Source organism: Thalassomonas actiniarum (genome assembly GCF_000948975.2).
Taxonomy (GTDB): domain Bacteria; phylum Pseudomonadota; class Gammaproteobacteria; order Enterobacterales; family Alteromonadaceae; genus Thalassomonas; species Thalassomonas actiniarum.
On sequence record NZ_CP059736.1, the window covers coordinates 21,151 to 46,105 of the forward strand.

General features: G+C 43.8%; 30 protein-coding genes. 21 read left to right on the forward strand and 9 right to left on the reverse strand.

The genetic code is table 11. The features are described 5' to 3' along the window. Positions 1-6 precede the first annotated feature (6 nt). On the reverse strand, positions 7-372 hold the full coding sequence (locus tag SG35_RS28675) for a metal-dependent hydrolase (RefSeq protein ID WP_044832599.1): 366 nt from the start codon (positions 370-372) through the stop codon (positions 7-9). A gap of 231 nt (positions 373-603) precedes the next feature. Between SG35_RS28675 and SG35_RS28680 the strand changes: the two genes are divergently transcribed. From SG35_RS28680 to SG35_RS28715, 8 genes are all read left to right on the forward strand, one after another. Then, a complete protein-coding gene (locus SG35_RS28680; protein ID WP_044832600.1) occupies positions 604-1,146 on the forward strand; it encodes a hypothetical protein in 543 nt (180 codons plus the stop codon). Then, entirely contained in the window at positions 1,143-1,574 is a 432-nt protein-coding gene (locus tag SG35_RS28685) for a hypothetical protein (protein WP_044832601.1), read from the forward strand. Before SG35_RS28680 ends, SG35_RS28685 begins: the two co-directional genes overlap by 4 nt. Beyond that, entirely contained in the window at positions 1,555-2,358 is an 804-nt protein-coding gene (locus SG35_RS28690) for an ImmA/IrrE family metallo-endopeptidase (RefSeq protein WP_044832602.1), read from the forward strand. The genes SG35_RS28685 and SG35_RS28690 overlap by 20 nt, the downstream gene beginning before the upstream one ends. Positions 2,359-2,787: 429 nt before the next feature. Continuing rightward, complete coding sequence (locus SG35_RS28695; RefSeq protein ID WP_044832604.1) at positions 2,788-3,072, forward strand: SymE family type I addiction module toxin; 285 nt, start codon at positions 2,788-2,790, stop codon at positions 3,070-3,072. Between the two features lie 220 nt (positions 3,073-3,292). Continuing rightward, a complete protein-coding gene (locus SG35_RS28700; protein ID WP_053042994.1) occupies positions 3,293-3,919 on the forward strand; it encodes a DUF6795 domain-containing protein in 627 nt (208 codons plus the stop codon). Between the two features lie 3 nt (positions 3,920-3,922). Next, the gene (locus tag SG35_RS28705) at positions 3,923-4,309 is read left to right on the forward strand and encodes a hypothetical protein (protein ID WP_236702583.1); all 387 of its coding nucleotides are present in this window, start codon (positions 3,923-3,925) and stop codon (positions 4,307-4,309) included. Next, entirely contained in the window at positions 4,306-5,070 is a 765-nt protein-coding gene (locus SG35_RS28710) for a lipase family protein (protein WP_236702584.1), read from the forward strand. Before SG35_RS28705 ends, SG35_RS28710 begins: the two co-directional genes overlap by 4 nt. 253 nt (positions 5,071-5,323) lie before the next feature. Continuing rightward, positions 5,324-5,815, forward strand: coding sequence for a hypothetical protein (locus SG35_RS28715; protein ID WP_044832605.1), 492 nt, complete (start codon positions 5,324-5,326; stop codon positions 5,813-5,815). Positions 5,816-5,902: 87 nt separating this feature from the next. Here SG35_RS28715 and SG35_RS28720 read toward each other — a convergent pair whose 3' ends face one another. Then, positions 5,903-6,763 carry a universal stress protein gene (locus tag SG35_RS28720; RefSeq protein WP_044832606.1) on the reverse strand — a complete coding sequence of 287 codons (861 nt, stop codon included), beginning with the start codon at positions 6,761-6,763 and terminating at the stop codon, positions 5,903-5,905. A gap of 228 nt (positions 6,764-6,991) precedes the next feature. Here SG35_RS28720 and SG35_RS28725 point away from each other — a divergent pair, with 228 nt between their 5' ends. Further along, positions 6,992-8,326: a magnesium transporter gene (locus SG35_RS28725; RefSeq protein WP_053042995.1), complete on the forward strand. Its 1,335-nt coding sequence runs from the start codon at positions 6,992-6,994 to the stop codon at positions 8,324-8,326. A 231-nt stretch (positions 8,327-8,557) separates the two neighbouring features. On the opposite strand, the gene SG35_RS28730 is transcribed toward SG35_RS28725, so the two are convergent. After that, entirely contained in the window at positions 8,558-9,406 is an 849-nt protein-coding gene (locus SG35_RS28730) for a LysR family transcriptional regulator (RefSeq protein ID WP_044832607.1), read from the reverse strand. Between the two features lie 159 nt (positions 9,407-9,565). Between SG35_RS28730 and rimK the strand changes: the two genes are divergently transcribed. The 11 genes from rimK (at position 9,566) to speB (ending at position 18,777) form a co-directional block, all read left to right on the forward strand. Then, a complete protein-coding gene (gene rimK / locus SG35_RS28735; protein WP_044832608.1) occupies positions 9,566-10,471 on the forward strand; it encodes a 30S ribosomal protein S6--L-glutamate ligase in 906 nt (301 codons plus the stop codon). A 16-nt stretch (positions 10,472-10,487) separates the two neighbouring features. Further along, positions 10,488-11,510, forward strand: a complete 1,023-nt coding sequence (locus SG35_RS28740) for a succinylglutamate desuccinylase/aspartoacylase family protein (RefSeq protein ID WP_044832609.1) — start codon at positions 10,488-10,490, stop codon at positions 11,508-11,510. A gap of 19 nt (positions 11,511-11,529) precedes the next feature. Continuing rightward, positions 11,530-11,955 (forward strand): ATP-dependent zinc protease family protein, encoded by a 426-nt coding sequence (locus tag SG35_RS28745; protein ID WP_044832610.1) that lies wholly within the window; start codon positions 11,530-11,532, stop codon positions 11,953-11,955. 173 nt (positions 11,956-12,128) lie between these two features. Further along, on the forward strand, positions 12,129-12,770 hold the full coding sequence (locus SG35_RS28750) for an MlaC/ttg2D family ABC transporter substrate-binding protein (protein ID WP_160298282.1): 642 nt from the start codon (positions 12,129-12,131) through the stop codon (positions 12,768-12,770). A 190-nt stretch (positions 12,771-12,960) separates the two neighbouring features. Then, positions 12,961-13,662 (forward strand): mechanosensitive ion channel domain-containing protein, encoded by a 702-nt coding sequence (locus SG35_RS28755; RefSeq protein ID WP_420794575.1) that lies wholly within the window; start codon positions 12,961-12,963, stop codon positions 13,660-13,662. A 77-nt stretch (positions 13,663-13,739) separates the two neighbouring features. Next, entirely contained in the window at positions 13,740-14,168 is a 429-nt protein-coding gene (locus tag SG35_RS28760; protein ID WP_044832613.1) for a phosphate-starvation-inducible PsiE family protein, read from the forward strand. A 121-nt stretch (positions 14,169-14,289) separates the two neighbouring features. After that, positions 14,290-15,078 (forward strand): POTRA domain-containing protein, encoded by a 789-nt coding sequence (locus SG35_RS28765; RefSeq protein ID WP_044832614.1) that lies wholly within the window; start codon positions 14,290-14,292, stop codon positions 15,076-15,078. A 23-nt stretch (positions 15,079-15,101) separates the two neighbouring features. Next, a complete protein-coding gene (locus SG35_RS28770; RefSeq protein ID WP_152646599.1) occupies positions 15,102-15,419 on the forward strand; it encodes a hypothetical protein in 318 nt (105 codons plus the stop codon). Continuing rightward, a complete protein-coding gene (locus SG35_RS28775) occupies positions 15,397-15,609 on the forward strand; it encodes a translocation/assembly module TamB domain-containing protein (RefSeq protein WP_044832616.1) in 213 nt (70 codons plus the stop codon). Before SG35_RS28770 ends, SG35_RS28775 begins: the two co-directional genes overlap by 23 nt. Before the next feature lie 314 nt (positions 15,610-15,923). Further along, entirely contained in the window at positions 15,924-17,834 is a 1,911-nt protein-coding gene (gene speA / locus SG35_RS28780) for a biosynthetic arginine decarboxylase (protein WP_044832617.1), read from the forward strand. Between the two features lie 13 nt (positions 17,835-17,847). After that, entirely contained in the window at positions 17,848-18,777 is a 930-nt protein-coding gene (speB, locus tag SG35_RS28785) for an agmatinase (protein ID WP_044832618.1), read from the forward strand. A 367-nt stretch (positions 18,778-19,144) separates the two neighbouring features. Here the strand turns inward: speB and SG35_RS28790 are convergent, their stop codons facing one another. The 6 genes from SG35_RS28790 to SG35_RS28815 form a co-directional block, all read right to left on the reverse strand. Beyond that, positions 19,145-19,939 carry a class II glutamine amidotransferase gene (locus SG35_RS28790; protein WP_044832619.1) on the reverse strand — a complete coding sequence of 265 codons (795 nt, stop codon included), beginning with the start codon at positions 19,937-19,939 and terminating at the stop codon, positions 19,145-19,147. Between the two features lie 177 nt (positions 19,940-20,116). Beyond that, positions 20,117-20,368 (reverse strand): hypothetical protein, encoded by a 252-nt coding sequence (locus tag SG35_RS28795; RefSeq protein WP_152646600.1) that lies wholly within the window; start codon positions 20,366-20,368, stop codon positions 20,117-20,119. A 31-nt stretch (positions 20,369-20,399) separates the two neighbouring features. Continuing rightward, positions 20,400-20,639: a hypothetical protein gene (locus SG35_RS28800; protein WP_044832621.1), complete on the reverse strand. Its 240-nt coding sequence runs from the start codon at positions 20,637-20,639 to the stop codon at positions 20,400-20,402. Between the two features lie 337 nt (positions 20,640-20,976). Then, positions 20,977-21,330: a DUF413 domain-containing protein gene (gene maoP, locus SG35_RS28805; RefSeq protein ID WP_084692705.1), complete on the reverse strand. Its 354-nt coding sequence runs from the start codon at positions 21,328-21,330 to the stop codon at positions 20,977-20,979. Further along, entirely contained in the window at positions 21,327-21,731 is a 405-nt protein-coding gene (locus tag SG35_RS28810; protein WP_044832622.1) for a hypothetical protein, read from the reverse strand. The genes maoP and SG35_RS28810 overlap by 4 nt, the downstream gene beginning before the upstream one ends. A gap of 822 nt (positions 21,732-22,553) precedes the next feature. After that, positions 22,554-23,678 (reverse strand): FAD-dependent monooxygenase, encoded by a 1,125-nt coding sequence (locus SG35_RS28815; RefSeq protein WP_044832623.1) that lies wholly within the window; start codon positions 23,676-23,678, stop codon positions 22,554-22,556. 108 nt (positions 23,679-23,786) lie between these two features. Here SG35_RS28815 and SG35_RS28820 point away from each other — a divergent pair, with 108 nt between their 5' ends. Beyond that, positions 23,787-24,674, forward strand: coding sequence for a LysR family transcriptional regulator (locus tag SG35_RS28820; protein ID WP_044832624.1), 888 nt, complete (start codon positions 23,787-23,789; stop codon positions 24,672-24,674). The last annotated feature ends 281 nt before the right edge of the window (positions 24,675-24,955 follow it).

The following is a 24,955-nucleotide window of genomic DNA, read 5'->3' on the forward strand; positions in this document are numbered from 1 at the left end:
CCTCTATTATAGTTTTCCAAGTAAGGGCAAGCCCTTGGGTGTTGATGCATCACACATTAAGTGACTAAGGTAAGCTACTCCACCAATTAACATTAACCCCCTAACAAATTTTTCAACCGGCTCTGCTGGTGACCATCGATATGTTTTCAGCAATCCAGCAGAAAGTAAGGTCAGTACAGTTACACCATGAAAAAATTGTCTGTGGTTGGGATGAAAAGCAGGTTCTAAAATATCCGGCAGTTTTCCCATAAATGCTCCAACAACTGGAGCTATAGCAATATGGTGGCTGGCAGGGTGCTTATTTTTATCAAGTAAAGCAGTAGTCACACTAACCCCAGCTCCAACCAACATATGTGTCTTTGCGTTTGGCATATATTTTTATCCTAATTAATTCGGTAACATCTAAACGTACAGCTCTGTCCTATTAATTAAGACGGAACCCTGGTCAGAAACTGGACATTGTTTAGAAAATTATTTTTTGTCCTTACTAATTTGGTAACATCCAAACATGCAGTTTTGCCCTATACCTATTAAGGCGGAGCTCACGTAATAAACTGGACAATGTCCAGAAAATTTATTTTTGTCCGTCTTAGGGAATAGCAAATGAAGGAATACGACTACTACACGGTCGATGAGATATTGCAGGCGCTGGAGTCAAATACTGATGATGTACTTACAAGAGCGACAATAATTTCAAAAAAGTTCGTGAAAGAATATAGACTCGCTGTTGAAGCTGAAGATGTTTTTAATGAAGTATTAGCGCGGATTCTCGACGATACGAGGCATGTGCCTAAAGATGTCTCATTATCATTTTCGATTGGCCAGGTGATTAAGAGCATCTGCCAAGGGATGGCGGAACGAAATCAAGAAAAAGTTTTCAAATACTCAGAGCCAATTGATGACCACAACGAAACGATTGCTGCTTCAACCGCTGATAATGATGACAGTACAGATCCAAGGTGGAATATTTTATTGGGTCTTTTCAGTAAGGATGCCAACGCTATGAGGTTTTTATCAGCAACACAAGAAGGCCTGAATAAATCGGCAATCGTGAGTTCTGTTTTTGATGGTGATGAGAAAGCCTATGACACAACACGTAGGCGAATAGTAAGGAACGGACAAAAATACTTAAAGGAGACAGGATGATGGCTAACAAAGAGATAAACAATTTACTCGACGACATCATGATCGAGCATATTGCCAATGCTCCAGTTAGTGAGCTTATGGCTGAAGACAACCTAACTTCTGATGATATAGTAACGACGCAAGCACGATTTCTTGGTCGAGTGCATGAATGTAAACAACAATACAAAAAAGCTAGGCTTAAGAATGCCAGGTCGCAACTAGAAATTGAAAAGAAAAAGCATGAAGCCGTAGATGTTATGGCCTACCTGGCGACGAAAGGTAAGGATGCAAGAGATGTTCTTGTCGAACTGTTTGTTCAGCAAAAACTACCTGAGAATCTAACCCTAGCTCATCGAGAAGGAAAAGAATTTACCGACGAAGATGCTCAGCAAATATTAGCAAACTTGATAGCTATGGGAGCAATTGACGTTGACAATAAAGGCGATTAAGGATTTTGTCGAGTCGTTATATATTGACGAATTTGCTATATCAGAACCAGGTGAGATAGACATTGAAGCAATCGCATTTGAACAGCAGGCAATCGTATTAGAAAAGCCTCTAAACGGCTGTGAGGCAATGATTATTGGCGCTGGGGACAAGGCGACTATCACCGTCAATTCAACCAGCGATGCACCCCGAAAACGATTTTCTGTCGGACATGAGCTGGGGCATTGGTTCAAAGACCGTGGAAAAGTCGGCAATTTGTGTTCACACAGTGATATGGAGAATCCTAGTGGCGTTTCGCGAAGTCGTGAAAACATAGCCAATAGTTATGCTTCCGAACTTCTTATTCCTACCTATCTATTAAGGGAACCGTTGGCAGGAAGTAGGCTGGATTTGGACTTAATCAGTTCGGTAAAATCTGCCTTTGACACAAGCTTTATGATGACTTTGCGTCGTATCATTACTAGCGATCACCATATGGGCCACTTTGTTATTTATCGTAAAGATGGAAGCCGGTATCTGTTCGATAAAAATAGCAATTTACCTGGGTGTTTCTTTCCAACTAATACTGTGCCAGAAGGCTCAAAGATTCATGATTTGATTGTTAATAATGTTAAATCTGGCTCAGGCGAGGTGGATGGAAGTGTGTGGTGCCGGGAAGGTTGGGCGGACGATGCTACTGTTTACGAGCATGCGTTTCAATATCACGATGACATGTTTATAAGTCTAGTTTGGTGGAAAAATGAAGAACCTATTTGGCAGTGTATTAGTAGTAAAGAGGAGCTATGAGCTAGGTTAATGCTGGACGTTGTCAATGTCCGCAATTGGTCATAGCTGACCTTTTTCACTTACGAAAGGTCATATATCCAGTGACTGCTTTATGGTATTAGCAGAGCTGGTCAGCCATAAATTAGTGCTTTAATATTGGAAAATCACATAAGGCTAAGGCAGATTTTTCCTCCCTTCGGAACGAAGAAACAACTTTTAAAATTCACCTCAAAAAAAGACCAATTCACTATTGATTTCCTCGTGAATTGGTCTTTGCTTAATAATGCTATCCAAGCCCAAAAGGAGAGCATTTATTTCAATAATTCCATTGTCGAATTGTTGTAATAACAACCGTTACTACCCGCTGTTAAGTAGTAACTTAAATCGCAACCCCTGAGTGCGTCCACACCCAGAGGTCGCTAACCACAACGAATTCCGTAGGAGTACGTCATGGCTAAATATCATCATAGACCAGAGCCAGTCTCGGCAAAAGTAAAATATCCTATTTATCGGCAACTTACCGTGCAAGAAACTGTTTGCACCACAGCTTCAAAAACCCGAGGCATAGGGGTTAACTATGTGCCCGTCAAGCTTGAGCCTTGTGTTGTGCTCAGGGGAAAATGGCTGCGCCTGGCCGGTTTCTCTGTCGGGCAAAAGCTCAGTATTGTTGTCAATCAGGCAGAGTTGGTGATCACACCTAAACAAACGGAGCCAAACCTGTCCGCTGAAAACTAACCCCGGGCTTTATTGAAAAGCCATAAGTTAAGCTGCTGTATTTAAAGTAGGAACAGCAGCTTTATCTAACGGGAATAGCCCGCTCAAATCAGTTCAACAGCTAATGCATCGATGCCAGGCAGGTGTTATTTCTAGTATGGTTGTTTGTTTCTTGAACAAAAAATTGCTTTGATTAACTTAACAACGTAAGATTTTAGAAATAACTAGCAAGGAAAAGCTAATGTCTGACTATAAGGAGCGTAGTTCTTCGTATTTCCGTTTTCGTCCCCTGTATTTGCTGCTCGTGCCTTGCCTGTTTGCTTTATCTGTATTTAGTATGGGAGCCGATATGTTTGCTTGGTTTAAGAAAAAAGAAGCCTATTTATGTCCTGAGGTTAAAGGCGTAGTCAAAGAGTATGGTAAACCTGTCGCCAAGATTAAGGTGTTACGGCAACTTATTTACATGGATGATAAAAAACGCCTTGACCATGCGGTAACCGATTTTAACGGGAGTTTTTCTTTTCCTGAAGTAATTATTCAATCCAGAATTGCAAGCAACCCGCTTTCAGAGCAACGGGTGACACAAAATATTTATATTGAAAGAGATGAACAAGTATACCGGTTATGGGGAGCTGCCCAAACAACTTTCAAGGAAGTGCCCGAATACAGTAAAAAACTGTCATTTTTAAACTGTGAACTCACCAACAAACGTGTTGATTTTGAGTTTACTCACTACAATCCGAACCGTAAAAATATCGCCACTAGCATTTGCCGATGGCAAGAAGACTTTACACCTTACATGCTTTATGACGGTGATAAAGAATATGTAGTAAACAATGGAGATATCAACAGCTTAACGGATTGTTAACTAATGAATGGAACGCTCTCTCCCGCTGTTGCTGCAAGTGTTGCAGCAAGGGTTTACGATATTAAACATGCAGACAATTTTAAATTGCCATTGCATAGTAATTTTATACAGAACTTCAAACTCACCAATAGCCAAATTAAAGGGATCAGTGGTGGGTTGGTTAATCAGTTACTTAATAGAAGTACAGGCTTTGCCATTACAGCCAAAGGTAAAAGCCCGCAGTTTACCGATCACCATGTTATTGCCATTCGAGGTACAGAATTCACCTCTGCATCAGATTGGCTAACCAACTTTCATATTGGCATCACCAACGGTCCCAAAACATCGGGATGCACGGGGGGGGTCAAAAAACATTTCGCAGTATGCGACCAGCCTTTGAACGATATGTGACTGAGCATCGTCCTAAATGCATACACTGTATTGGTCATAGTTTAGGGGGCGCTCTGGCACAGCTTACTGCTATATGGGCGAGTGAGCGCAGTATTCCCGCGAAACTCTATACTTTTGGCGCACCAAGAGTTGTACTCAGTCACTTTTCCCCCGGCGCCGCACTAAATATTGAACATCATCGTATGGTGCATGGCACAGATCCTGTGCCATATGTGCCAACCTGGCCTTTTGCCCATACGGCAGGAGAATATCAGTTAGCTTCGAATGACAGTGCAAGGTTAAGCGCCTCGGCTCACCTGATGGAAAATGATGCACCCGGTTATATTAATACGGTAGCGGGGCATCAAGATTTTGATAGTATGGCTGGCAGGTTTCAAACTATGCATGATGAACCTGTGGTACTGCATTATGAAAATCGTCATCAGGCAAATTTTAGTCAACGCTGGCAACGCCGTATTACTAATGCATTGATCACCTTACTTAAGGTAACCGGGCAATATAGCGCTGTTTTAGTACAGGCATCTTTGTCTGTGGGGTTAACGTTTTATGATGTATTAGCTCGCTGCCTTGATGGCATAGCCCAAGCTTCAATAGCAGCAGGCGTGCAACTCAAAGGGATCTTAGGGCATATTTTAGTTTTTGTCGGCAAAGCCGAACAAAAAATAGAAGCGCTTACTGTGAAGGTTATCCGCTGGGTATTAGAGCTGATGATAAATACACTCTACAAAACCGCAAAAAATGCGATCGATAGGGTATTTTAAATAAAAATGATCATTTCAATAGTAATAAACGTGGCGCGACTAATCATTGGCTGTTTGTCTTTGATAGTCATAATTTAAAGCAGTAAATTATTGACCCAGCCCCCCAGAACATTACATTGTTCAACATAAATAAATAGAAACCGAATGTAAATAAACACCGGGCCTTTTTAGGTGTAGTGAGTTTTAGCGGCAGTACCGTGTCTGGTGAAGTTAATGCTTTGGCTATCGGTATTTGGCAGCAGGTGAATTATTAATGAAAGAGTTGAATAATGATGAGTTAGTTGGTTTGTGGCCGCCATTACTTAGTCTTGCAGCCTTTGCTGTGGTTACACTTTGTATTTTAGTGGGCACAGGGCTGTTTATTGTAATTGCGACTTTTGTTTATTTTGACGCTGTTAACCCTGTAGGGGCTGTTTGGGGAGGTTTATTTCTAGTTATTGTGTTTTGTTTTTGTAACTTCAAGGTGACCCGTGGCTCTGTCAGAGCTGCACAGGTTTTGCGTTGGTATAGTTTATTTATTGCCTGCTGTGCATTATCGGCAGTATTTATGGTTGAGCAGCAGGAACAGCTGATAATGTGCTTAATTTTGCTGGCTGCTGCGTGTCTGGCTTTTTATCTGATATCAGGTAAGCGCTATCAGAAATACCTTTCTCATCAAAAAGAAGTGCTTGCTATGTATCAGCAAGCTAAAAAAGAAGTTGCTACTGTGGCTAATATGTCTGATACAAAACCTCGAAATAAGTAATATTACCCTGCTCTGGCATGCTTGACTTATTTTTAATAGCACATAGGTCGATATAACCGTCACTTCTGCATAAAACAGCGTCGACAATTAACTCCGACGGTTTTGCACTGGATTGGCAGGGGCAAGTAAAATATCGAGTTCCGGTTTTTTGACCAGTTGTTCTATTGTTGAACCGTTTAACCATTTATCAATAATGCCATGCTTACGGCTGCCGAGAATAATAAGGTCAATTTTGTTCATTTGCGCATAATGTTCAATGGCAATTTCCGGGTTGCCGCCGCAAAAAGCCATGTGATCAGAGGGACATTGTATTTTTCGGCAAAACTCATAAACCCTTTGCTTATGGAACTGAGTCAGCTCTTTTGCATGACTAACCGCTAATGGCGGTATATACACTGAATGTAACAGTTTCCAGTCCTGTGACTGAAACCTTTCAGCTATGCGCCTTGTCAGCTTGTAGACATTTATGTCGCTTGTATTTTTCGGGTCATCGCTATGAAAAGGGTCTATAGCGCCGATAAGTTTACACCTTTCTCCCCACGAACGATTGCCAAGTATGATAACCGAGGAGTCAGTGTGATTAATGTACTGTAGTACCGAATGAGATAATTCATGCTTGCCTCTGATGATTATCCTTAAATCTTTATGTTCGGCATTATCATCAACTGTTTTCTGCCAATACTTATCGTATACATGGCTTAGGGTGCAGTTTTTAAAATGCTGCTGTATGGTTTGCTCCAGGGCATGGCTGGTTTGCTTGACATCTTTAGTAAAACTTTGCCAAAGGGTGGCAAACTCAGAGCTCAAGTAGAGCCTATCCAATAGGGTATCATGGGCATGGGCGTACCAAAACAGCTCAGCAGCATAAGCCTGCTGCAACAGGGCGATTTTATTAATTTCTGCCAGAGATAAGGAGTAATCCTCTATGATGATATGTAGCCTGGTCACTGCATTTCCTTCCCTATCAGATGATGATGTTCAGTTTAGTCCTAAATAGTGTGCATTACTAAGTCCATGCCGACAGATTGCCCTTTGTATCTTGGCCTAAATGAAAATAAATCTCCTGGGTTATATAGAAATTGCGTGTCTAAAAAGGTTATCACTAAAAATTAAAATCGAGATATCCTACAATTCAATAGAAAATATCAAAATAACAACACATAAACTGGAAATCATATGATCACAGCAGATGAGAGACAGCAGCTGATAAAATGGATACAGTCACATATCAAGCATGATGAACTGGCACTGCCGGTTATGGCAGCAAAACTGTTACCTGTTGACTGGGCAATAACCATAGAAGCAACCCCTTATTCCAGCAAAAAAGCCATGTGGCAATTGATCCCCGAAGCGCTAAAAAGCGAAACCCTGGCAGCGCTCAGAGACGAATCCCGCCATGAATTATTTAAAGCGGTAGGAAAACAGGAACTAATTTCTGTTGCTTTAGAGAGCACAAATGAACAGGTTGTCAGTGTTTTAGGAGAGCTACCCAAGCCGGTCATCCACAAAGCCATTGAAGAATTACCGAAAAAAGATCGGGCGGTGATTAGGGATGCGCTAGAGTATGACCCCAGCCTGGTGGGAAGATATGCCAGCCGCAGCCAGCGCCCACAGCTACCGGATCTTAGTGTTGGGCAAGCTAGGGAGTTACTGACAAGCCAACCTTCGATTGAAGCCATCTATCTGGTGGATGAACACGGTTATTACCAGGGCAAGGTTATGCTGCATCAGCTTTGTTACTGTGATAGCGGGCAAATTTTGTCGGAAATCGCCGCTGGTAAGGATGAGGTAGTGCTAGCCAATGAAAAAATAGATAATGCGGGCAGCTTTTTTAAGCGTGTTCAGTCGACAGAGCTGGCTGTGGTGGATGAAAATAATGAGTTTATCGGAACTTTTCACCTTAAGGATGTAATAGGACATATGGAAACTTTTTATGAAGCGAAAATTGCTCATGTGGGTAATGTCAGCGATGAAGATCTGTTTGCCCCAGTGATTTCCAGCGCCAGGCAGCGGGCTGTCTGGCTGGGGATTAATTTGCTTACCGCCTTGTTGGCTGCCTGGGTAATCGGCCAGTTTGAAGCAACATTAGCCGAAATTGTCGCTTTGGCAATTTTAATGCCCATTGTCGCCAGTATGGGGGGCATCGCAGGCAGCCAGGCGCTGACCTTGACCATACGCGGGTTGGCTACAGGACAGCTGTCTGACATCAATATACGGCTGCTGCGGGATAAGGAATTCAAGGTATCGGCCATTAATGCCGTCATTTGGGCGCTATCAGTCGGGGCTATTGCTTATTTCTGGTTCGACAGCGTGGGAATCACTCTTGTTATTTTTGTCGCGGTATTAATCAATATGACAGTGGCGGTGATGGCAGGTATTGGCATTCCCTATGCCATGCACAAGATGAAGATAGATCCGGCACTGGCGGGGTCGGTGATTCTAACAACCGTATCCGATGTCGTCGGTTTTTTTATTTTTTTAGGCGGAGCTACCTTAGTGTTATTAAGATAAAATTTAACAGGGCGGTTGTTTTGCCCTGTATGAGCTATTGTTTGTATTATATGGGGAACATGAGACTTCTGTTACATGATGGCTGGAGACATCTGTCGAACTATCCTGGGCGTTGCCGTCTGGGGTAAACATAGCACTTATAGTCAAATGCAAATCAACGAGTATGAAAAACACCGATAGGATATTGCTGTAATCGGGAACTCCTGGCACTTTGTATTGTTATGCAGAAGATCAGGCTTTGATAGAGGGAAATAATGCTATGGTCTTCTCGATCACCTCTCTTTTTTGGCTCTTGGCAAGATAAATCGCAAATATATCCCGGGAATATACCGGTGCTTCTTCAATGATAAACAGTTTGTTGGCCTGGACATATTCAAAAGTCATTTGGCTGGGCAGGTAAGCACAGCCGCCCGCATCCAGGATGAAATTCAATGCGATACGCGGCTGACCCATGTAATGCCTGGCCGCAGGAGCATTCTGAAATTCCCGCATATGCTGGCTGTTCACAGCTTCGCCATAATCCACCATAATATAATTATCCAAAGAAAAGGTTTCCTTGATGTTACCCGGCTCGGTTGCAACCAAATGCAGCGGCACCGTGGCGACTTTTTCCGTGATTAAATCTTCCACATATGGAGGTTCGAATAAAAAGGCAATATCAATCACCCGGTTCAGGACACTTTTTCTCAATTCTATCGGGGAATAAGTGTTGGTCAGCAAACTGATGTCGTCGATATTGCGGTGAATCTTTTGCAACCAGTCCTGTAAGGCAATATCCCAGATGGACATCATGGAAGCGATAACCAGCTGCAGGGTCTCATTTTCTGCGATACTGACATCCTGCTTGGTTTTCTGCCACATAAAAATAATTTCATTGGCGTGTTTAATTAAACGGTTTCCTTCCGTGGTCAGGGTTAAATGTTTTTGTGAGCGGTCAAACAGTGGTACCCCCAAGTCATCTTCAAGCAATTTTATCCGTGCGCTGACGGCCGACTGGGTAATAAATAAATTTTCGGCGGCAACTCTAAAATGTAGGGTACGACTGACTTCCAGGAATGTTTTCAGCAATTCTATTCTCATACGCAGGTTTCGCTTATCCAATCAAATATTTTAATTAAACCCATTAAAATATAACGTTTTATTTAATGAAAAGTGAACTATAGAGTTGATCTATATTTTTTACGGCTATTATTAATATCCACCGCTTCAAAAATAAGCGGTAAGACAGGATTATACACTATGAAAATCGCGATTCTATCAAGAAATTCAAACCTTTATTCAAGCAATCGCTTAAAGGAAGCAGGGGAAGCCAGAGGCCACCAGGTTGATATCATAGATACACTGCACTGTTATATGGATATTACCAGCAGCCGTCCCACCGTGCGTTATCACGGGGAAGAGCTTCCTCTCTATGATGCCGTCATACCCCGTATTGGCGCCTCGATAACCTTTTATGGCACGGCCGTGGCGCGGCAATTTGAAATGATGGGCACTTTTAATGTCAATGAATCGGTGGCGATTAGCCGTTCCCGCGATAAGTTGCGTTCACTGCAGCTTTTATCCCGCAAAGGCATAGGTTTGCCCAGAACAGGCTTTGCCAGCAAACCCGACAACATTAAAGATTTGATCAAAAATGTCGGCGGTGCGCCTGTGGTGATTAAGTTGCTCGAAGGGACTCAGGGTATCGGCGTGGTATTGGCCGATACCGCAAAGGCGGCAGAATCCATCATTGAAGCCTTTATGGGATTAAGGGCGAATATATTAGTGCAGGAGTTTATCAAGGAGGCGGGCGGGGCAGACATACGCTGCCTGGTGATCGGTGACCGTGTCGTTGCCGCGATGAAACGCCAGGGGGCAGAAGGTGAATTCCGCTCGAACCTGCACCGGGGGGGAACGGCGGAAGTTATAAAACTGAGCAAGCAGGAAAGAGAAACGGCGGTGAATGCCGCTAAAGTCATGGGATTGAATTTCTGCGGTGTGGATTTACTCCGTTCGCAAAGCGGCCCTATGGTAATGGAAGTAAATTCTTCCCCCGGACTGGAGGGCATCGAGACTGCCACGGGAAAAGATGTCGCCGGTATGGTATTTGACTTTATTGAAAAGAAAGCCAAACCTAATAGCAACAAGACCCGCGGCAAAGGTTAATATTAGGTTGCAACATATGGAATCACTACGTATTGGCGAATTTGATCTGTTTCCCGGTGAAAAACGGAAAATCGAATTACCGGTAGCCAAATTGTACACAGATGCCAATGTCTCACTGCCCGTGCATATTATCCGCGCAAAGAAACCGGGTCCGACGGTATTTATCAGTGCAGCGGTTCATGGAGATGAACTTAACGGTATCGAAATTATCAGGCGATTGATCAGCCAGAAAAATTTTAAAATCAGCCGGGGCACCCTGATAGCCGTACCTATGGTCAATGTCTACGGCGTGGTCAACCAAAGCCGTTATATGCCGGACAGGCGCGATCTTAACCGCTGTTTTCCCGGCTCAGCCAAAGGCTCGCTCGCGGGGCGGGTCGCGCATATTTTTTTAAACGAAATAGTCAAGCATTGCGACTATGGCATAGACCTGCATACCGGGGCTATCCACCGCTCTAATTTGCCGCAAATCAGGGCGGATATGTCCGATGAAGAAACCAAACTACTCGCGGAAGTCTTCGGGGTACCCGTGATTTTAAATGCCAACTTGCGCGACGGCTCTTTAAGAGAAGCCGCAGTAAAACTGAAGACTAAGGTCTTATTATATGAAGCAGGGGAAGCGCTGCGTTTCGATGAATTTTCCATTCGGGCCGGTATCAAGGGGATACTGAATATTTTGCACCATTTGAACATGGTGCATAAATCGTCTTCGAAAAAGAAAATGATCGAACCCTTCATCGCCAACGGCAGCCAATGGTTAAGAGCCAATGCCAGCGGCATAGTGCATAATAAAGTCGCTTTGGGGGATCATATTGCCAAAGGGCAGTTATTGGCAGAAATCGGCAGCCCCTATGGGGATATTATTGATCTCGTTAAGGCCAACCGCTCGGGGATCTTAATCGGAAAACAAAATATCCCGCTGGTGCAGGAAGGGGAAGCCATGTTCCATATCGCCTACTTTAGCGAAGCGAATGAAGAAATTGCCGAACAGATAGAAACGGCGCAAGAGTTGCTATTGCCGGAAATGGATAGCAATTAACCGGGAGTATAGGGTGAAAATGAGTGATAAAATTATTATTGGCCGGCTGGAGTCCATAGCACTGCCTGAACTGGCCATTGACAATCTGCAGGTAAGAGTAGATACCGGCGCACAGACATCTTCTTTACATGTCGATAACATAACCAAGATCATTAAAAATGATAAACCCTGTGTCAGGTTTGATATTCATCCGGATGTGCATAACGTAGACACAGTTGTGACCTGCACAGCGCCGATCAGCGATATCAGAAAGGTCAAATCATCCAACGCTGCTTCCGAGCAGAGATATGTGATTAAAACGCCGATCACTTTAGGGAAAGATACCTGGCCGATAGAAATTACCTTAACCGACCGCTCCGATATGAGTTATTTGATGTTATTCGGGCGTGAGGCGATTGGAGAGAGGTTCCTTGTCGACCCTTCAAAGGTCTTTATCAACTCGTGATGCAGGCCAGCTTGTCGGGCCGGACATGGCCCAGGATCAGCCCATTGAATGTAAAATATTTTCTTGTACCGTGCTTAATCAATATTTTTGATTGAACTGAGCTTTTTTTTGCGTTTGCCTGTTACGGCCCAATGCTTACAATGCATTATCTTATACTTTTTGAAATGATGAAGATGAAAAAAAGGCACTACTTTTTTGTTGATTTCCTGGTGGTTTTGTTTGTCGTTATCAGTTTGCTCATTTCCGCACTGGCGGTAGCGGCAACGGATACTCCAGAAAACAAGGTAAGGCAGACATTTGAGCGCATAGAGTCGTCTTTAACAGCCCTTAAAGCGAGCAACGGCATGAGCAAAAGCAATATCAGACTGGTATTGAACGAATATCTCCTGCCTGAAGTTAACAGCCGATTTTTTGCTTATAAGGTACTCAATAAAAACCTACTTAAATTATCTGACGAACTTAAACAGGAGTTTATTCAGGAGCTCTCGACACAGCTAATAAATACATATGTACACCTGTTGAGTAAATATAACAATGAAGTCATAGAAATAGGCCAGAGTCAGCTTTCGAAAAGCGGCAAAATAGCCATGGTCGACATTAGGATTAACGGGCGCGAAAAAAGTTATAAAGCCGTGCTAAAGTTAATCCAGTCAGACGCAGACGGCTGGTATTTTTTTGATATTATCATTGAAGGCATCAGTTTAGTGCAGACGAAACAAAATGAAATGAACGCAAGTTTTGGCAGGTTAGGGGCCGAAGAGACCTTATCGCATTTAAAACATATTAACCAAAAAGCATTAACGCTCACCCCTTAGGCACAGGAACAAAAAGGCTTTATCTATCATTATGAGTACTTGGTCGGAAATTAGCGAAAACCTATATCATATTAGCGTCTTGGCATTTGACAATAAATTCCTTGTTACTTTCCTGTTTGTTGGCTTTTTCTTTCTTATTAAATGGTTAATCATAAAAAGAATAATACGCAGGTCAACAGAAGGAAAAAGGTTGCAAATCAATGTAGTGAATAACCTTTTCACTTTATTGATTATTTTACTGATTTTTAATATCTGGTCGGAAGAGATTCAAAAATTTGCCCTGTCGATTGCCGCCTTTATTGTTGCGATCGTATTGGCGACCAGGGAGTTCATCCAGTGCTTTATTGGCTTTGTTTATATTTTGTCCAGCCGTCCCTTTCGTATCGGTGACTGGGTTCAGGTAGGGAATTATTATGGCGAGATTCATTCTACGGACTGGGCCAAATTAACCCTGCTGGAAGTGAATATCCATGATTATCAATATACAGGGAAAACCTTGTATTTACCAAATAGCCAGCTGATCACTTCCGCCATTAAAAATTTAAATTTTCTTAAGCGTTATGCCATGCACCATTTCACTTTGGTGCGCGATGACAGTGTCAATCCTTTTGAATTTATCGACGAGCTTTATGAAAACGCAAATTTATATTGTGATGACTTTAAGGATGTAGCCGTTCGCTATAATCAATTAATTGAAAGCCGGTTAGATATCACGATTGCCGGCCCGGAGCCACATATCCAGGTTGCCACATCTGAGCTTGGCCATACCCAGGTCTTTTTTACCATCTTCTGTCCTACCGAAAGGGCGATGGAGATAGAGCAGAAGTTGACCGGGGATTTTATGCGCCTGTGGTTTGAAAGAAAAGCGCTTGCTCCGGTGGATGCTAAATAACAGGGTTACTGTTAAACAACCAAAGCTGCGGTATAGAAAACCTGCCGCGGCTTTGAGCATTAAACGTTGGGGGAAATATGATCAGTGACAAGATCAGAGAATATTTTGATAAAGTTGTTGATATCGTTTTTGGTATTATTCTCATCTTCATCATGATAGGGATTGCCATAGGCACCTTTCAGCTCTTTTTTACCGCCTGGACGCTGTTAGCCCTGAAAGGGGTAACCGGGCATTACATAGACATTATCGCCGATGTCCTGACTTTATATGTGCTGATTGAACTGTCCCGCTCTCTTGTCGAGTATTTTAATACCCAAAAGCTTCGCCTGACCTTCATCATTGATGCCGGTATTGTTTTTATATTACGCGAAGTGCTTATCGCACTGTTTAAACATGAACTTAAACCTGAAATGCTCTATGCCTTATCGGCTTTTTTGTTGGTGCTCAGCGCACTCCGTATTGGCTCTGTGCTGCTGTATGAGCGTGAAAAACATATTTCCCAATAGCTATCCCTACCGGCGGGGCTGCTCTGCTTAAAGGGATAAAGGCATATGCAATACAATGGAGCATAATGCTGATAGCAGGCTTGTAAATTATAATCAGCGATAAGTCGGAAATACTATCGTCATGGTAATACAGCGTATCTTTGGCCCGGAAGAACTTACTGAGGAGAAAAGTCGTGCGCCCGGGGAACCATTGCCGGTAAAACCTGGCATTCAATATGTTGTCCTCTTCTTTTCCTGGTTTTTTTGCTGTCTGTGCCCGGTATCGGCGGTATTAGGCGACGAAATGCAAGATACGGGCACTGCCATCAAGATCATCGGCGTCGACGGGACGATAAAAGCCAATATCCAATCCCACCTGGCCCTGACCGATGATTTATTTCCTTTGTCGGTACTGGGGTTCCCGCGTTCCGATGCCTTTATCATAGATAAAACCAGGCAGGCATTGCAGACATTGGGCTATTACCGGCCTGAGATCCGGGTCACAGACCAAAAGCAGGGCAAAGTCTTAACGGTAGAGCCCGGCCAGCCGGTGCGCTGGCGCAATATCGATCTCCGGCTGACCTGCGAGCAGGCCTACCCCGAATTACAGCAACTGCTTAACCGGCCGCCCTTTAAAAGCGGGGATATAGTACATCATGGTGATTATGAGAATTTTAAGTCTGTTGTTCACCGTCAGGCATTTGAAATAGGACTGTTGGCATCGGCATTTGCCGTCAGCCAGCTGAATGTCGATACCGTACAATCTTATGCCGATATCATCCGGCAGTTCAATTGCGGGCAAGCCTATATCATTAACAATGATTACCTTTACCGGCACGGCACTGTCCCATCAGCTGCTTACGGGCTTTACCTGTCTCCCCCGGACAGTTTTACCAGCAGCATAAGATTATCGCCAGCCAACAGGCCTTGACCCACTCGGAGTTTTTTAAATTCGTGTCTGTAGAGCAAAATATCGATCATACGGCCGGGCAGGTAGATATCAGCTTTGCCTGTACAGACAAGGACAAATATGAACTGAAAAGCCTGCTCGGTTATGGCTCGGATACCAAAGGCAAGTTGGGGCTGAGCTGGCATAACCGGCAGATGAATGACTTAGGCCATAATTACCTGATTCGTCTGGATTTAAACCAGGTGATTGCCAACAGTGCCGATATCACTGCCAGTTTTCAGTATCAGATCCCCCAGGGGCGGGAGAAAAGTCAATGGATAAACCTCGCCAACAGCACGCGTGTCGATAGGTGCGAGTATTAACAGCCGGTTAAATGTTCGTTATGGTACAGGCATTAATGCCGATAACGACATTGAAGCCGGGTGGATCATAGAATACCGCCTGTCACCGGAAATTTCATTTGAAGCGATCAGTGGTAATGAAATCGGCACCAGTATTAGTTACAAAAAGCAAGCAAGAGAAATAATTTCAGCAGGCGAGGTCTTCATTTAGAGGCTCAAAAATCGCCCTTGAGGCAAGCTTTTTAAACCGCCCATATGTCAAGCAAACAAGCGGACATATCTAAAAACAAAAAAGATTCAAAGATTTACCCTCGCCACTTTTTCCTTGTCCAGGAACGCCTTACGGCACTTAGCGAATAATCAATTTTATTGATTATTCGCTAAGTTTTTTTTTGTTGGACTTTGTTTCGGCGGTCACTTTTAATTCTCAAATATTGCAAGCTGATTGTATGAACACAGCTTATTCTGCAGCCGTGGTTATGGTGGCTCAAGGTGAACTTAAATATTTTTACTGAAGGAAAAACGATGAATAAAGATACTCTGGATAATGTACGTGCCCGTTATAACGTACGTCATTGGAGTCAGGGCTATTTTGGTATCAATGATGCCGGAAGAGTATATGTAGCGCCAAAAGTTGAAAACCAGGAACAAACACTGGATTTAACGGCCATTGCAGAGATGATCCACAATAAGGGCCTGACCTTGCCTGCACTGGTGCGTTTTCCGCAAATCCTTCACCACAGGGTCCACAGCTTATGCGACGCTTTTAACCATGCAATCCAAGAATATGGCTACAGTGAAGAATATTTGCTGGTGTACCCCATCAAGGTTAACCAGCAGCGTGAAGTCGTGGATGAAATTCTCGCCAGCCAGTACAACCGTGAACATAAACAACTGGGTTTAGAAGCCGGCAGCAAAGCCGAGTTACTGGCGGTACTGGCACTGGCGCAAAAGGCCTCATCCGTTATTGTCTGTAACGGCTATAAAGACAAAGAATATGTGCGCCTGGCATTAATCGGCGAAAAGCTGGGCCATAGAGTCCATATCGTATTAGAGAAGATGTCCGAACTGGAACTGATCCTGGCACAAGCCAAGGAACTGGGTGTGGAGCCGCGCCTTGGCCTGCGCGTGCGCCTGGCTTCTCAGGGCAAAGGCAAATGGCAGGCAAGCGGCGGGGAAAAGTCCAAATTTGGCCTCTCTGCCGCCCAGGTACTCAAGACGGTGGCAAGACTCAAAGAAGCCAAGATGCTGGATACGCTAAAACTGCTGCATTTTCATTTAGGATCGCAAATGGCCAATATCCGAGATGTCCGCTTCGGTGTTGCTGAAGCAGCCCGCTTTTATTGCGAGTTGCGCAAATTGGGGGCCGGGATCGCCTGCATGGACGTAGGGGGCGGCCTGGCGGTCGATTATGACGGTACCCGCAGCCAATCTCATAATTCCATGAACTACAGCCTGGCCGAATATGCCAAAAATATTGTGCAGACTATAGGGGATACCTGCAAAAATTATGATGAACCTATGCCTGTGATTATTTCCGAATCCGGGCGGGCGTTAACTGCCCACCATGCCGTCCTGATTTCCAATGTCATCGGTGCTGAGTCCTATCAAGTGGAAGCAATAACCGCCCCGCAAGAGGATGCCCCTATATTGCTGCAGAACATGTGGCATTCCTGGCTACAGCTAAACGGGCGCAATGATGACAGGGCCCTGATAGAAATTTATCATGACACCCAAAGCGACATTACCGAAGTGCATCATCAGTTTGCCATGGGCTTATTAAACTTAAGCCAGCGGGCCTGGGCCGAACAGGTCAACCTGCGTGTATGCTACGAGTTAAACCTGCTGATGGATGTCAAAAACCGTTTTCACCGTCCCATCATCGATGATTTGGCAGAGAAACTGGCGGACAAATTTTTCGTTAACTTTTCCCTGTTTCAGTCGTTGCCGGATTCATGGGGCATTAACCAGGTTTTCCCTGTATTGCCTCTAGCCCACCTGGAGCGCTCGGATGAAACCCGTGCGGTATTGCTGGATATCACCTGTGATTCGGACGGTACCATAGACGCCTATGTTGACGGCCAGGGTGTTGAAACCACCTTACCCGCCCCCGCATGGCGGGCTGGAGAAGAATATTTGCTCGGCTTCTTTTTGGTCGGCGCCTACCAGGAAATATTGGGGGATATGCATAATTTGTTTGGGGACACCCATAGCGTTGTGGTCCTGATGGATGATGACGGCAGTGCCGAAATCACTGAAATCAATGAAGGTGATATGGTTGAAGATATGCTGAGCTATGTACATCTGGATGCCGAAACATTCGCCGAAACCTATCAGGCGTTAGTTAACAGCAAATTACCGGAAAATCAGCGCAGTGCGGTTTTTAAGGAGCTGGTTGCCGGATTGAAGGGTTACACCTATTTGGAAGAGCTTTAAGAGAGAAATCCGTATGACAAATATCTTTAACCAGGCAGATTATTCCATTTATTCGAATGCGATGACTTTTATGCGCCAGCCCTTAAGTTACGAGCCGGTCAATACCGATGCCGACGTGGTGGTATTAGGCTTGCCGTTTGATCTGGCAACCTCGGGCCGATCCGGTGCACGCATGGGGCCGGGCGCCATTCGCCAGGCGTCGGTACACTTAGCCTGGGAAGGCAAGCGTTTTCCATGGCCGTTTGATTTATTTCAACACATAAAACTGCTTGATGCCGGTGACCTGGTTTATGCCAGCGGTGATGCCCCGGGCTTTGTTGAACAGGTTCAGAATGCCGCAGAGCTGCTCTTGGCTGGGGGCAGAACCATACTGGCATTGGGGGGAGATCACTTTGTAACCTTGCCCCTGCTGCGTGCGCATGCAAAAAAATACGGGAAAATGGCTTTAATTCATTTTGATGCCCACACGGATACCTACAGCAACGGCAGTTGCTACGATCACGGCACCATGTTTTTTCATGCACCCAATGAAGGCTTGATCGACAAAAACAGTTCGGTACAAATCGGGATACGCACCGCCTACCGGGCTAGCAACCATGGCTTTAAAGTGATTAATGCCGTGGACGCCAATGATATGCCGGTGACGGATATTGCCGGGAAAATCCGGGAGACCATCGGCGATTTGCCCGTATATGTGACTTTCGATATCGATTGTTTGGATCCGGCTTATGCGCCGGGGACAGGTACGCCTGTCTGTGGCGGTTTAACTACAGACAAAGTGCTGAAAATACTGCGCGCCCTGGCGGGGATCAATATCATAGGCATGGATGTTGTTGAGGTTGCCCCCGCCTATGACAACAGCGAACAAACCTCGTTGGCGGCGGCGACTATCGCCCTGGAATTATTGCATTTGTGGGCCATCCGGCATAAAAATGCCAAATAACGGATAAAAGGGCGGCAAGCTCAACTCGCCGCTTTTTTTTCGGCACATTGATGTAATACCAATGGTATCAAGTAGATGTTCAAAATTCGATGAGAATACATTTTCAAGTTCACAGCTTTATCGTTCCAGAGTAAAGCTAAGCACCGGCATCCATGCAGGCGAGGCGTTTGATTGAGCAATAGCACGCTATTGGCATTGAAAACAACGCAGGACTTGGAGGTTTAAGCCATTGAAGATGATCGATTCATTATTTCGTTTGCTGGTAATTCAACTGGTATAAGGCATGCCGCAGTTGCATGAAAGCAAAAACGGCGGTGTCCGACAGGCGTAATGCTGACGATTCGCTCTTCGCGCCAGGGACAAACCACTAAATTTGTTCTGTTATCACTTGACCCTGGCTAACCGATAACAGGGTATTGCGCTCCACCTTAACCCAATCTTCCTTATCCCGGTTTAACGGCTCTGACGCCACTATGACGGCATTCGCTTTAGCCTGATAAAACAAGGAGGCCGGCCTTACGTCTGCTAACGTGGACAACCGGGTGAATATGCCGGTGTGGCCATTGGTCAGGGCAAAATTGATAAAGGCATTGCTGTGGGCATCAACCGCTTGCCGGTATCGGCTTATTTTCTCGATGGTAGTGCACATGGCCTTTTTTAGCGTCTGTGCCGAAGCATGGGGATCAAAGGCGATTTCATCTAAAAACAAGGCAAAGGCATATTCAGAGTCGGTATTGCCCTTAATGTAATCAAACGCCTGATCGGATAAGCCTTTACTGATATTTCGCCTGAACTTGCTGAATTGATCGAGCCGGCCGTTATGCATCCACAAATAGGGACCATATTGAAACGGGTGGCAATTGCTCTGCGATACCGGCATACCTGCAGAAGCATCACGTACATGGGCAAAAAAATGGCGTGTTTTAATTTTTGATGTGATTTGAATGAGGTTACGGTTACTCCAGGCCGGTTCAATGCTGACGAAGGTTCCCGGTATGTCATCATCATGTTCGGGATACCAGCCAAGACCAAAGCCGTCGGCATTTAGAGGGTTTGCCCGCATGGTGGCATGCTTGCTTTGGCTCACTAACGAATTGCTGGCGTTAAAAACCAGCTCATTCATTAAAATGGCTTCACCGCTATAAGCTAAAAACCTGCACATCTGCTTTACTCATATTATATCAGCCTACTCACCGGTACCGGGAATTCTCTCTCCTGAGCGGGGCAAGTTAAGCTATAATCCGGTAAATCAGGTATCTCACCTTAATTTGTGCCTTAAACAAGCACATTGGGACGGGATACCTGATGATTTTGACTTGCTTTCTGTCGACTCCGGAGGTTATTGCGTTGGCAACTTAGCGATACGACGATAATCACTCAACTCCAGCTCATCATTGATACAGTCAAGCAAATACCGGTTTAACCTTTTAGCATCAACCTCATCTTCTACAGCATAAATTTTGCAGTCTTCCAGAGCCTTCAATACGAAATCTGAAGGTGCTTCAGTCAGCTCAATCTCTCTGTCTTCGCTGTAAGCCGGTGCATTCATCAGTGCTAATAAGGACACTATTGTAAGTATTTTTTTCATCATATTTCTCTTTTCATCAATATTTAAAGCGGTTTTAGTGTTCCCACTCATCGTAGAGGGTATCAATTTCTTTTTTCAGTCTTCTCTTTTCCTGTAACGCATCAAGCCTCTCCTTGACTCTGAATTTATGTTTGACTGCTTTTTTAATAACAGCCTTATTAGCGGAGCCGTACGCAATTTCAAAGCCTGAAATGCCGGTAAGCGAATATGGCTTATCAAATTGAATATCATCGGTTTCCAGCTCATCAGTTTCATCATATGTAATAATACCCATGGATTTTCCTCTATAAATTCACCGTTGAATTTCACTGAATAATGAGCGCTTTTATATAACAAGAAAAGCAAAAAATTTTTCTCTTTTCGATAAATTCTTTTGATTAAATATCAAAAGAATAAAGACCTTTAAATAAAGCTCGGCTTGACGGGAAACAGCAATAAAGAGTAGTTATTGCCATTACGCTGCCAAGTCGGCTTAATGAATTTCAGCCCAAGATTTTTTGCTGTAATCCGCCACCTTAAAGCAGTGTCGAGTTGGCGAATGTCGGGAAAGAAAAATGGGCGGTATAAGCCGCCCATATCGAACTGAGTGTGGTAATGCCGCAGCTTAACAGTTAACCGACAGCTTCTTTAAAGTAACCGTCCGAGAAAAGCTCAGGTTTATTATATCGCTCACTACGGCTAAAGCTGTGATGCTGTTTCAACTTTTCAAGGGTATTAAGGTATTTTTTCCAAAGCCTGACAGAATAAAGCGAGCTTTCATCGCTTGTTTGGCAATCTGCGATAAAACGAACCTCTTCATCATTTTCAGGTTCGAGCATACCGTCAAAAAGCCGCTGCATGGTATTGCCATACATGGTCAATTCTTGTACTTCCCGCGTGTTAAAGCAACCGCTTCTTGCGATCCCGTGAGTATGACGACTGTCACCATAAAATGGCGTCTGTCCCGGACGTAACATAGTTTTCATGATAGTAACTCCAGTTCGGCCTCATGAATAAAATCAAGTAATTGCTCATAGCTTGAGAAAACAGGGTATGACTGTCTTTGCAAATCCAGGTTGACACAATCCAGCAAAAACTGCTCAGCTTCATCACCATCGAGATCATGTAGTTGCTTTGCACAAAAGTCATATGATGCTGCAACTATAGCCTTTGGGATGATAGCCACGTCTTCATTTTGTTGTTGAGCACTTGTCAGGCTACTAAACATAAGAAGGCTTAAAGCTGCAAATCGAAATACGTTTCGCACGTTTTTTCTCCTAAAAAATTTACACTGCGAATTTAATCGAAAATAAACAAAAATAAAAACTAAAAATATTTGTCGCGGTGACAATTTTTTCATATCAAAACCTAGCTGATACAAACGCATTTAGACTCTCCTTCAGGTAGCAGAAATTTAGTTCAGCCTTGATTTGAACATGTTTACGGTAAACACTTGTTTTGCTGAAAATATAAAGGTTACGTGATAATGTTTTACATGCAGGTTTCCAAAGTTGAGTGTTACTTATAGTTTTGAGTTGGCACTAGATCCAGGGGATACAAGGCAAAAAAAGGCTGCCTTAATTATAAAACAGCCAGTTCATGGGGCTGATGTACATATGAACTTATCCTGTGTTGATTAGTTTAGGCCGATAGAAATTCAGCATGTAACTTACCCTTAAAATTTGGGTTAACATTCGATGAAAAATACTAAAAAGAAATGATACTGTTAGTCTTGGTTTCTATTTAGGTGGAACAAGCGTAAGCAATACCATTATTTTATCGTCCATTAATTGGCTCCCCTATGCCGGTGAGGGGACTGAATGATGCTTTTTTTCGAAGCTTGTCAGCCGATCCTCGAAAAAAGAGGACTACAAAGTTGAGCTTCGGTATCGGCCATTGAAGCGCGCCCTTTTTTAAAGCCCTGAGCGATAAAATCCATGGCGTTATGACAACCTACCTAACACAAGAACGATTAACACATTTTGTTTATTCCAAAGTCGTTTAGTAGGTGAGGGAAAAATTTAAAGTACCGCGCTCAAGGTCGCTTCATTGCAAGCGCGATCTACAACTTGCTTAACGGCTTCTATCTTAAACTCTTCAGGGTATTGCTTGATGCTCATAAGCACCTCCCTTTTAGTTATTTTATCTAACTAAGAGGTGTCTAGGAAACTAATGGCGTATCAATAGATAGAAATATAGGGGACTGAACTTATGTTGATTTCATTTCTAACCCCTGCATCCAGAACTCACTTAACTGCTTAGCTGAAATGCCAGAAACAGAGAGCTGGGGCTCTGAATAGTCTCCGAAAATACTCTGCGCTAACTGTCTCCCTGCGGTTTGAGCAGCAGAAGTTTTAACGATACGCTGTTGATAAAAACCTGCCAGGATGTTTTCTAACTCATCTTTTTTTACTAAATTCCGGGCAAGATGCCAAGCATCTTCCAACGCTTGACACGCTCCCTGCCCAGAAGTCGGCAAAGGTGCATGGGCGGCATCTCCAATAATTAAAACATTGTTCTGATGCCAATAGGGCAGGGGATCAATATCATGAACAAAAATACGATTGAGGGACTCTTTTTCATAAGATTTAAGCACATTTTGTACTGGCTCAGGCCAGTTCATAAATCGCTGATGCATTTCGTCGTACCAGGCGGAGAGAGGCCGCTCTTTATAAAGGTGAGTACTCCATCCCCCAGCCCAAAAACATAAGCCAGCTTTAATCGGCACAATTCCAAAGCGCTCACCTGGGCCGCGAAAATCATGAATAACGTTATCTAAAACCTTCTCCTCCAACTGACTAATACCAATAATGTTAATGAAACCCTGATAACAGGGCTGCACCTTTTCTGGATATAATGTCTGACGTACTATTGAGTTCATTCGCCCATCGGCTCCTACCACAAGAGAAAATTCTTGCTTCAATTTCTCAATATTTTCTGCTGTTACAGAGCAATTGAAGAGTATTTCTACGCCTAAACTTTCTAACTCCTTGGCTAGTATGTTCATAAGATCACGACGCAATATGGTTACACTAGGAAATCCACTCAATGTGTTCACTTCTTCAATATCAAGCTCACCTTGCTGGATACCATAGTGATCAAACTGATGCATATAGCTAGGCACACCACCAAGACGCTTTATCTCTTTTTCCAAACCCATCTGTTGTAAAATAAAAACTGCATTTGGCCATAAGGTCACACCTGCTCCAATGGATGAGACTTTACAATCTCGCTCATACAGACTGACCTGATAACCTTGTTTTTTAGCAAGTATCGCCAGCGATAGCCCGGCGACGCCTGCACCGACAATGGCAATTCGATTGTTACTGTTCATATATTCTACCCCGATAATAAAATGCGGTAGAGATTATTACAAAGCCACCATTTAGGATAAATATGCTATTATTGCGTTGTTAATCCCATTTTGTGAGTGAATGAGTGAGTGATTGAAAAAATTGAACTTCGGTGGTTACTTAGCTTCCAGTCTGTATATGAACAACTGAGTTTCAAGCAGGCAGCAGAACAACTTCAATTGCCAACATCCAATGTTAGTCGCCATGTTGCTTTATTAGAGCAACAACTTAATTTAAGGTTATTGGAGCGAACTACACGTAAAATGACCCCGACAACTGCCGGAAAGCAACTCTATCAGTCTATTACCCCCCTCACACAAGGGGTGAATGAAGCACTGGAAGAAGTCTCTTTGTATGGGAATTCACTTTCCGGCCACCTTAAAATCATCTTACCGGACCTACCTTTCATGGCTGAAATCATTGCGGACTTTTGCCTCCAGCACCCGAGAATACAGCTAAGTTGTGATACGCAGTTAAACCCGGAAGAAGGTTTATTAGATGGCTTCGATCTGGTTTTGAACTTTGGCCGTGGGCCATTGGAAGATTCAGGTTGGGTTGCCAAGGAAATTCTGCGTTGGCCAAGTTGCGTGGTTGCCGCACCACAACTTCTTAAAAATCACCCTTTGCCACGTTCACTAGATGAACTGAGCACAGCCCCTTGTATTACCAGCTTGTCTGTACTTCAGGGCATGCCATGGCGATTTAAACAAAACCAAACTATTCAGGTTCAATCTAACTACAAAGTCAATAGCGGCAACATGGCCAGGGCCGCAGCACTGAAAGGACTTGGTTTTGCCATTTTACCCACTCATGCATGCCAGTCAGATATAGACAAAGGACTTCTTATCGAAATTGATTTGAACTGCGAACCGGAAGATCTTGTGTTATATGCGTTTTATTCTGGCAAAAAGTATCCACTTGAGAAAGTGAAAGTATTTTTGCAGCACTTACAGTCAGGACTTCTTGGGCTGGAATGAGTTGTTAATTAAATTTCCTGATCCCACATCAAAGCCTGACATGGGTTGTATGAGCTTGTATTGATTTGAATATTCACGGGGGTAAAGGTGCTAAGTTATTTCAGGCGGTTCAGTTCTTCAATGGTTTAACCCTTGTAGAACAGTAGCATTTAGCTTCTGAATCTGTAACTTCCGCTTCCACATGAGAACGTTAGTCAGATGATTTTTACTTATAGATTTTGGCCGTTAAATAGTAAACAGTAAGTCTTCCTTGACGACTCTTCAGCAGCGGCAATGAGCTT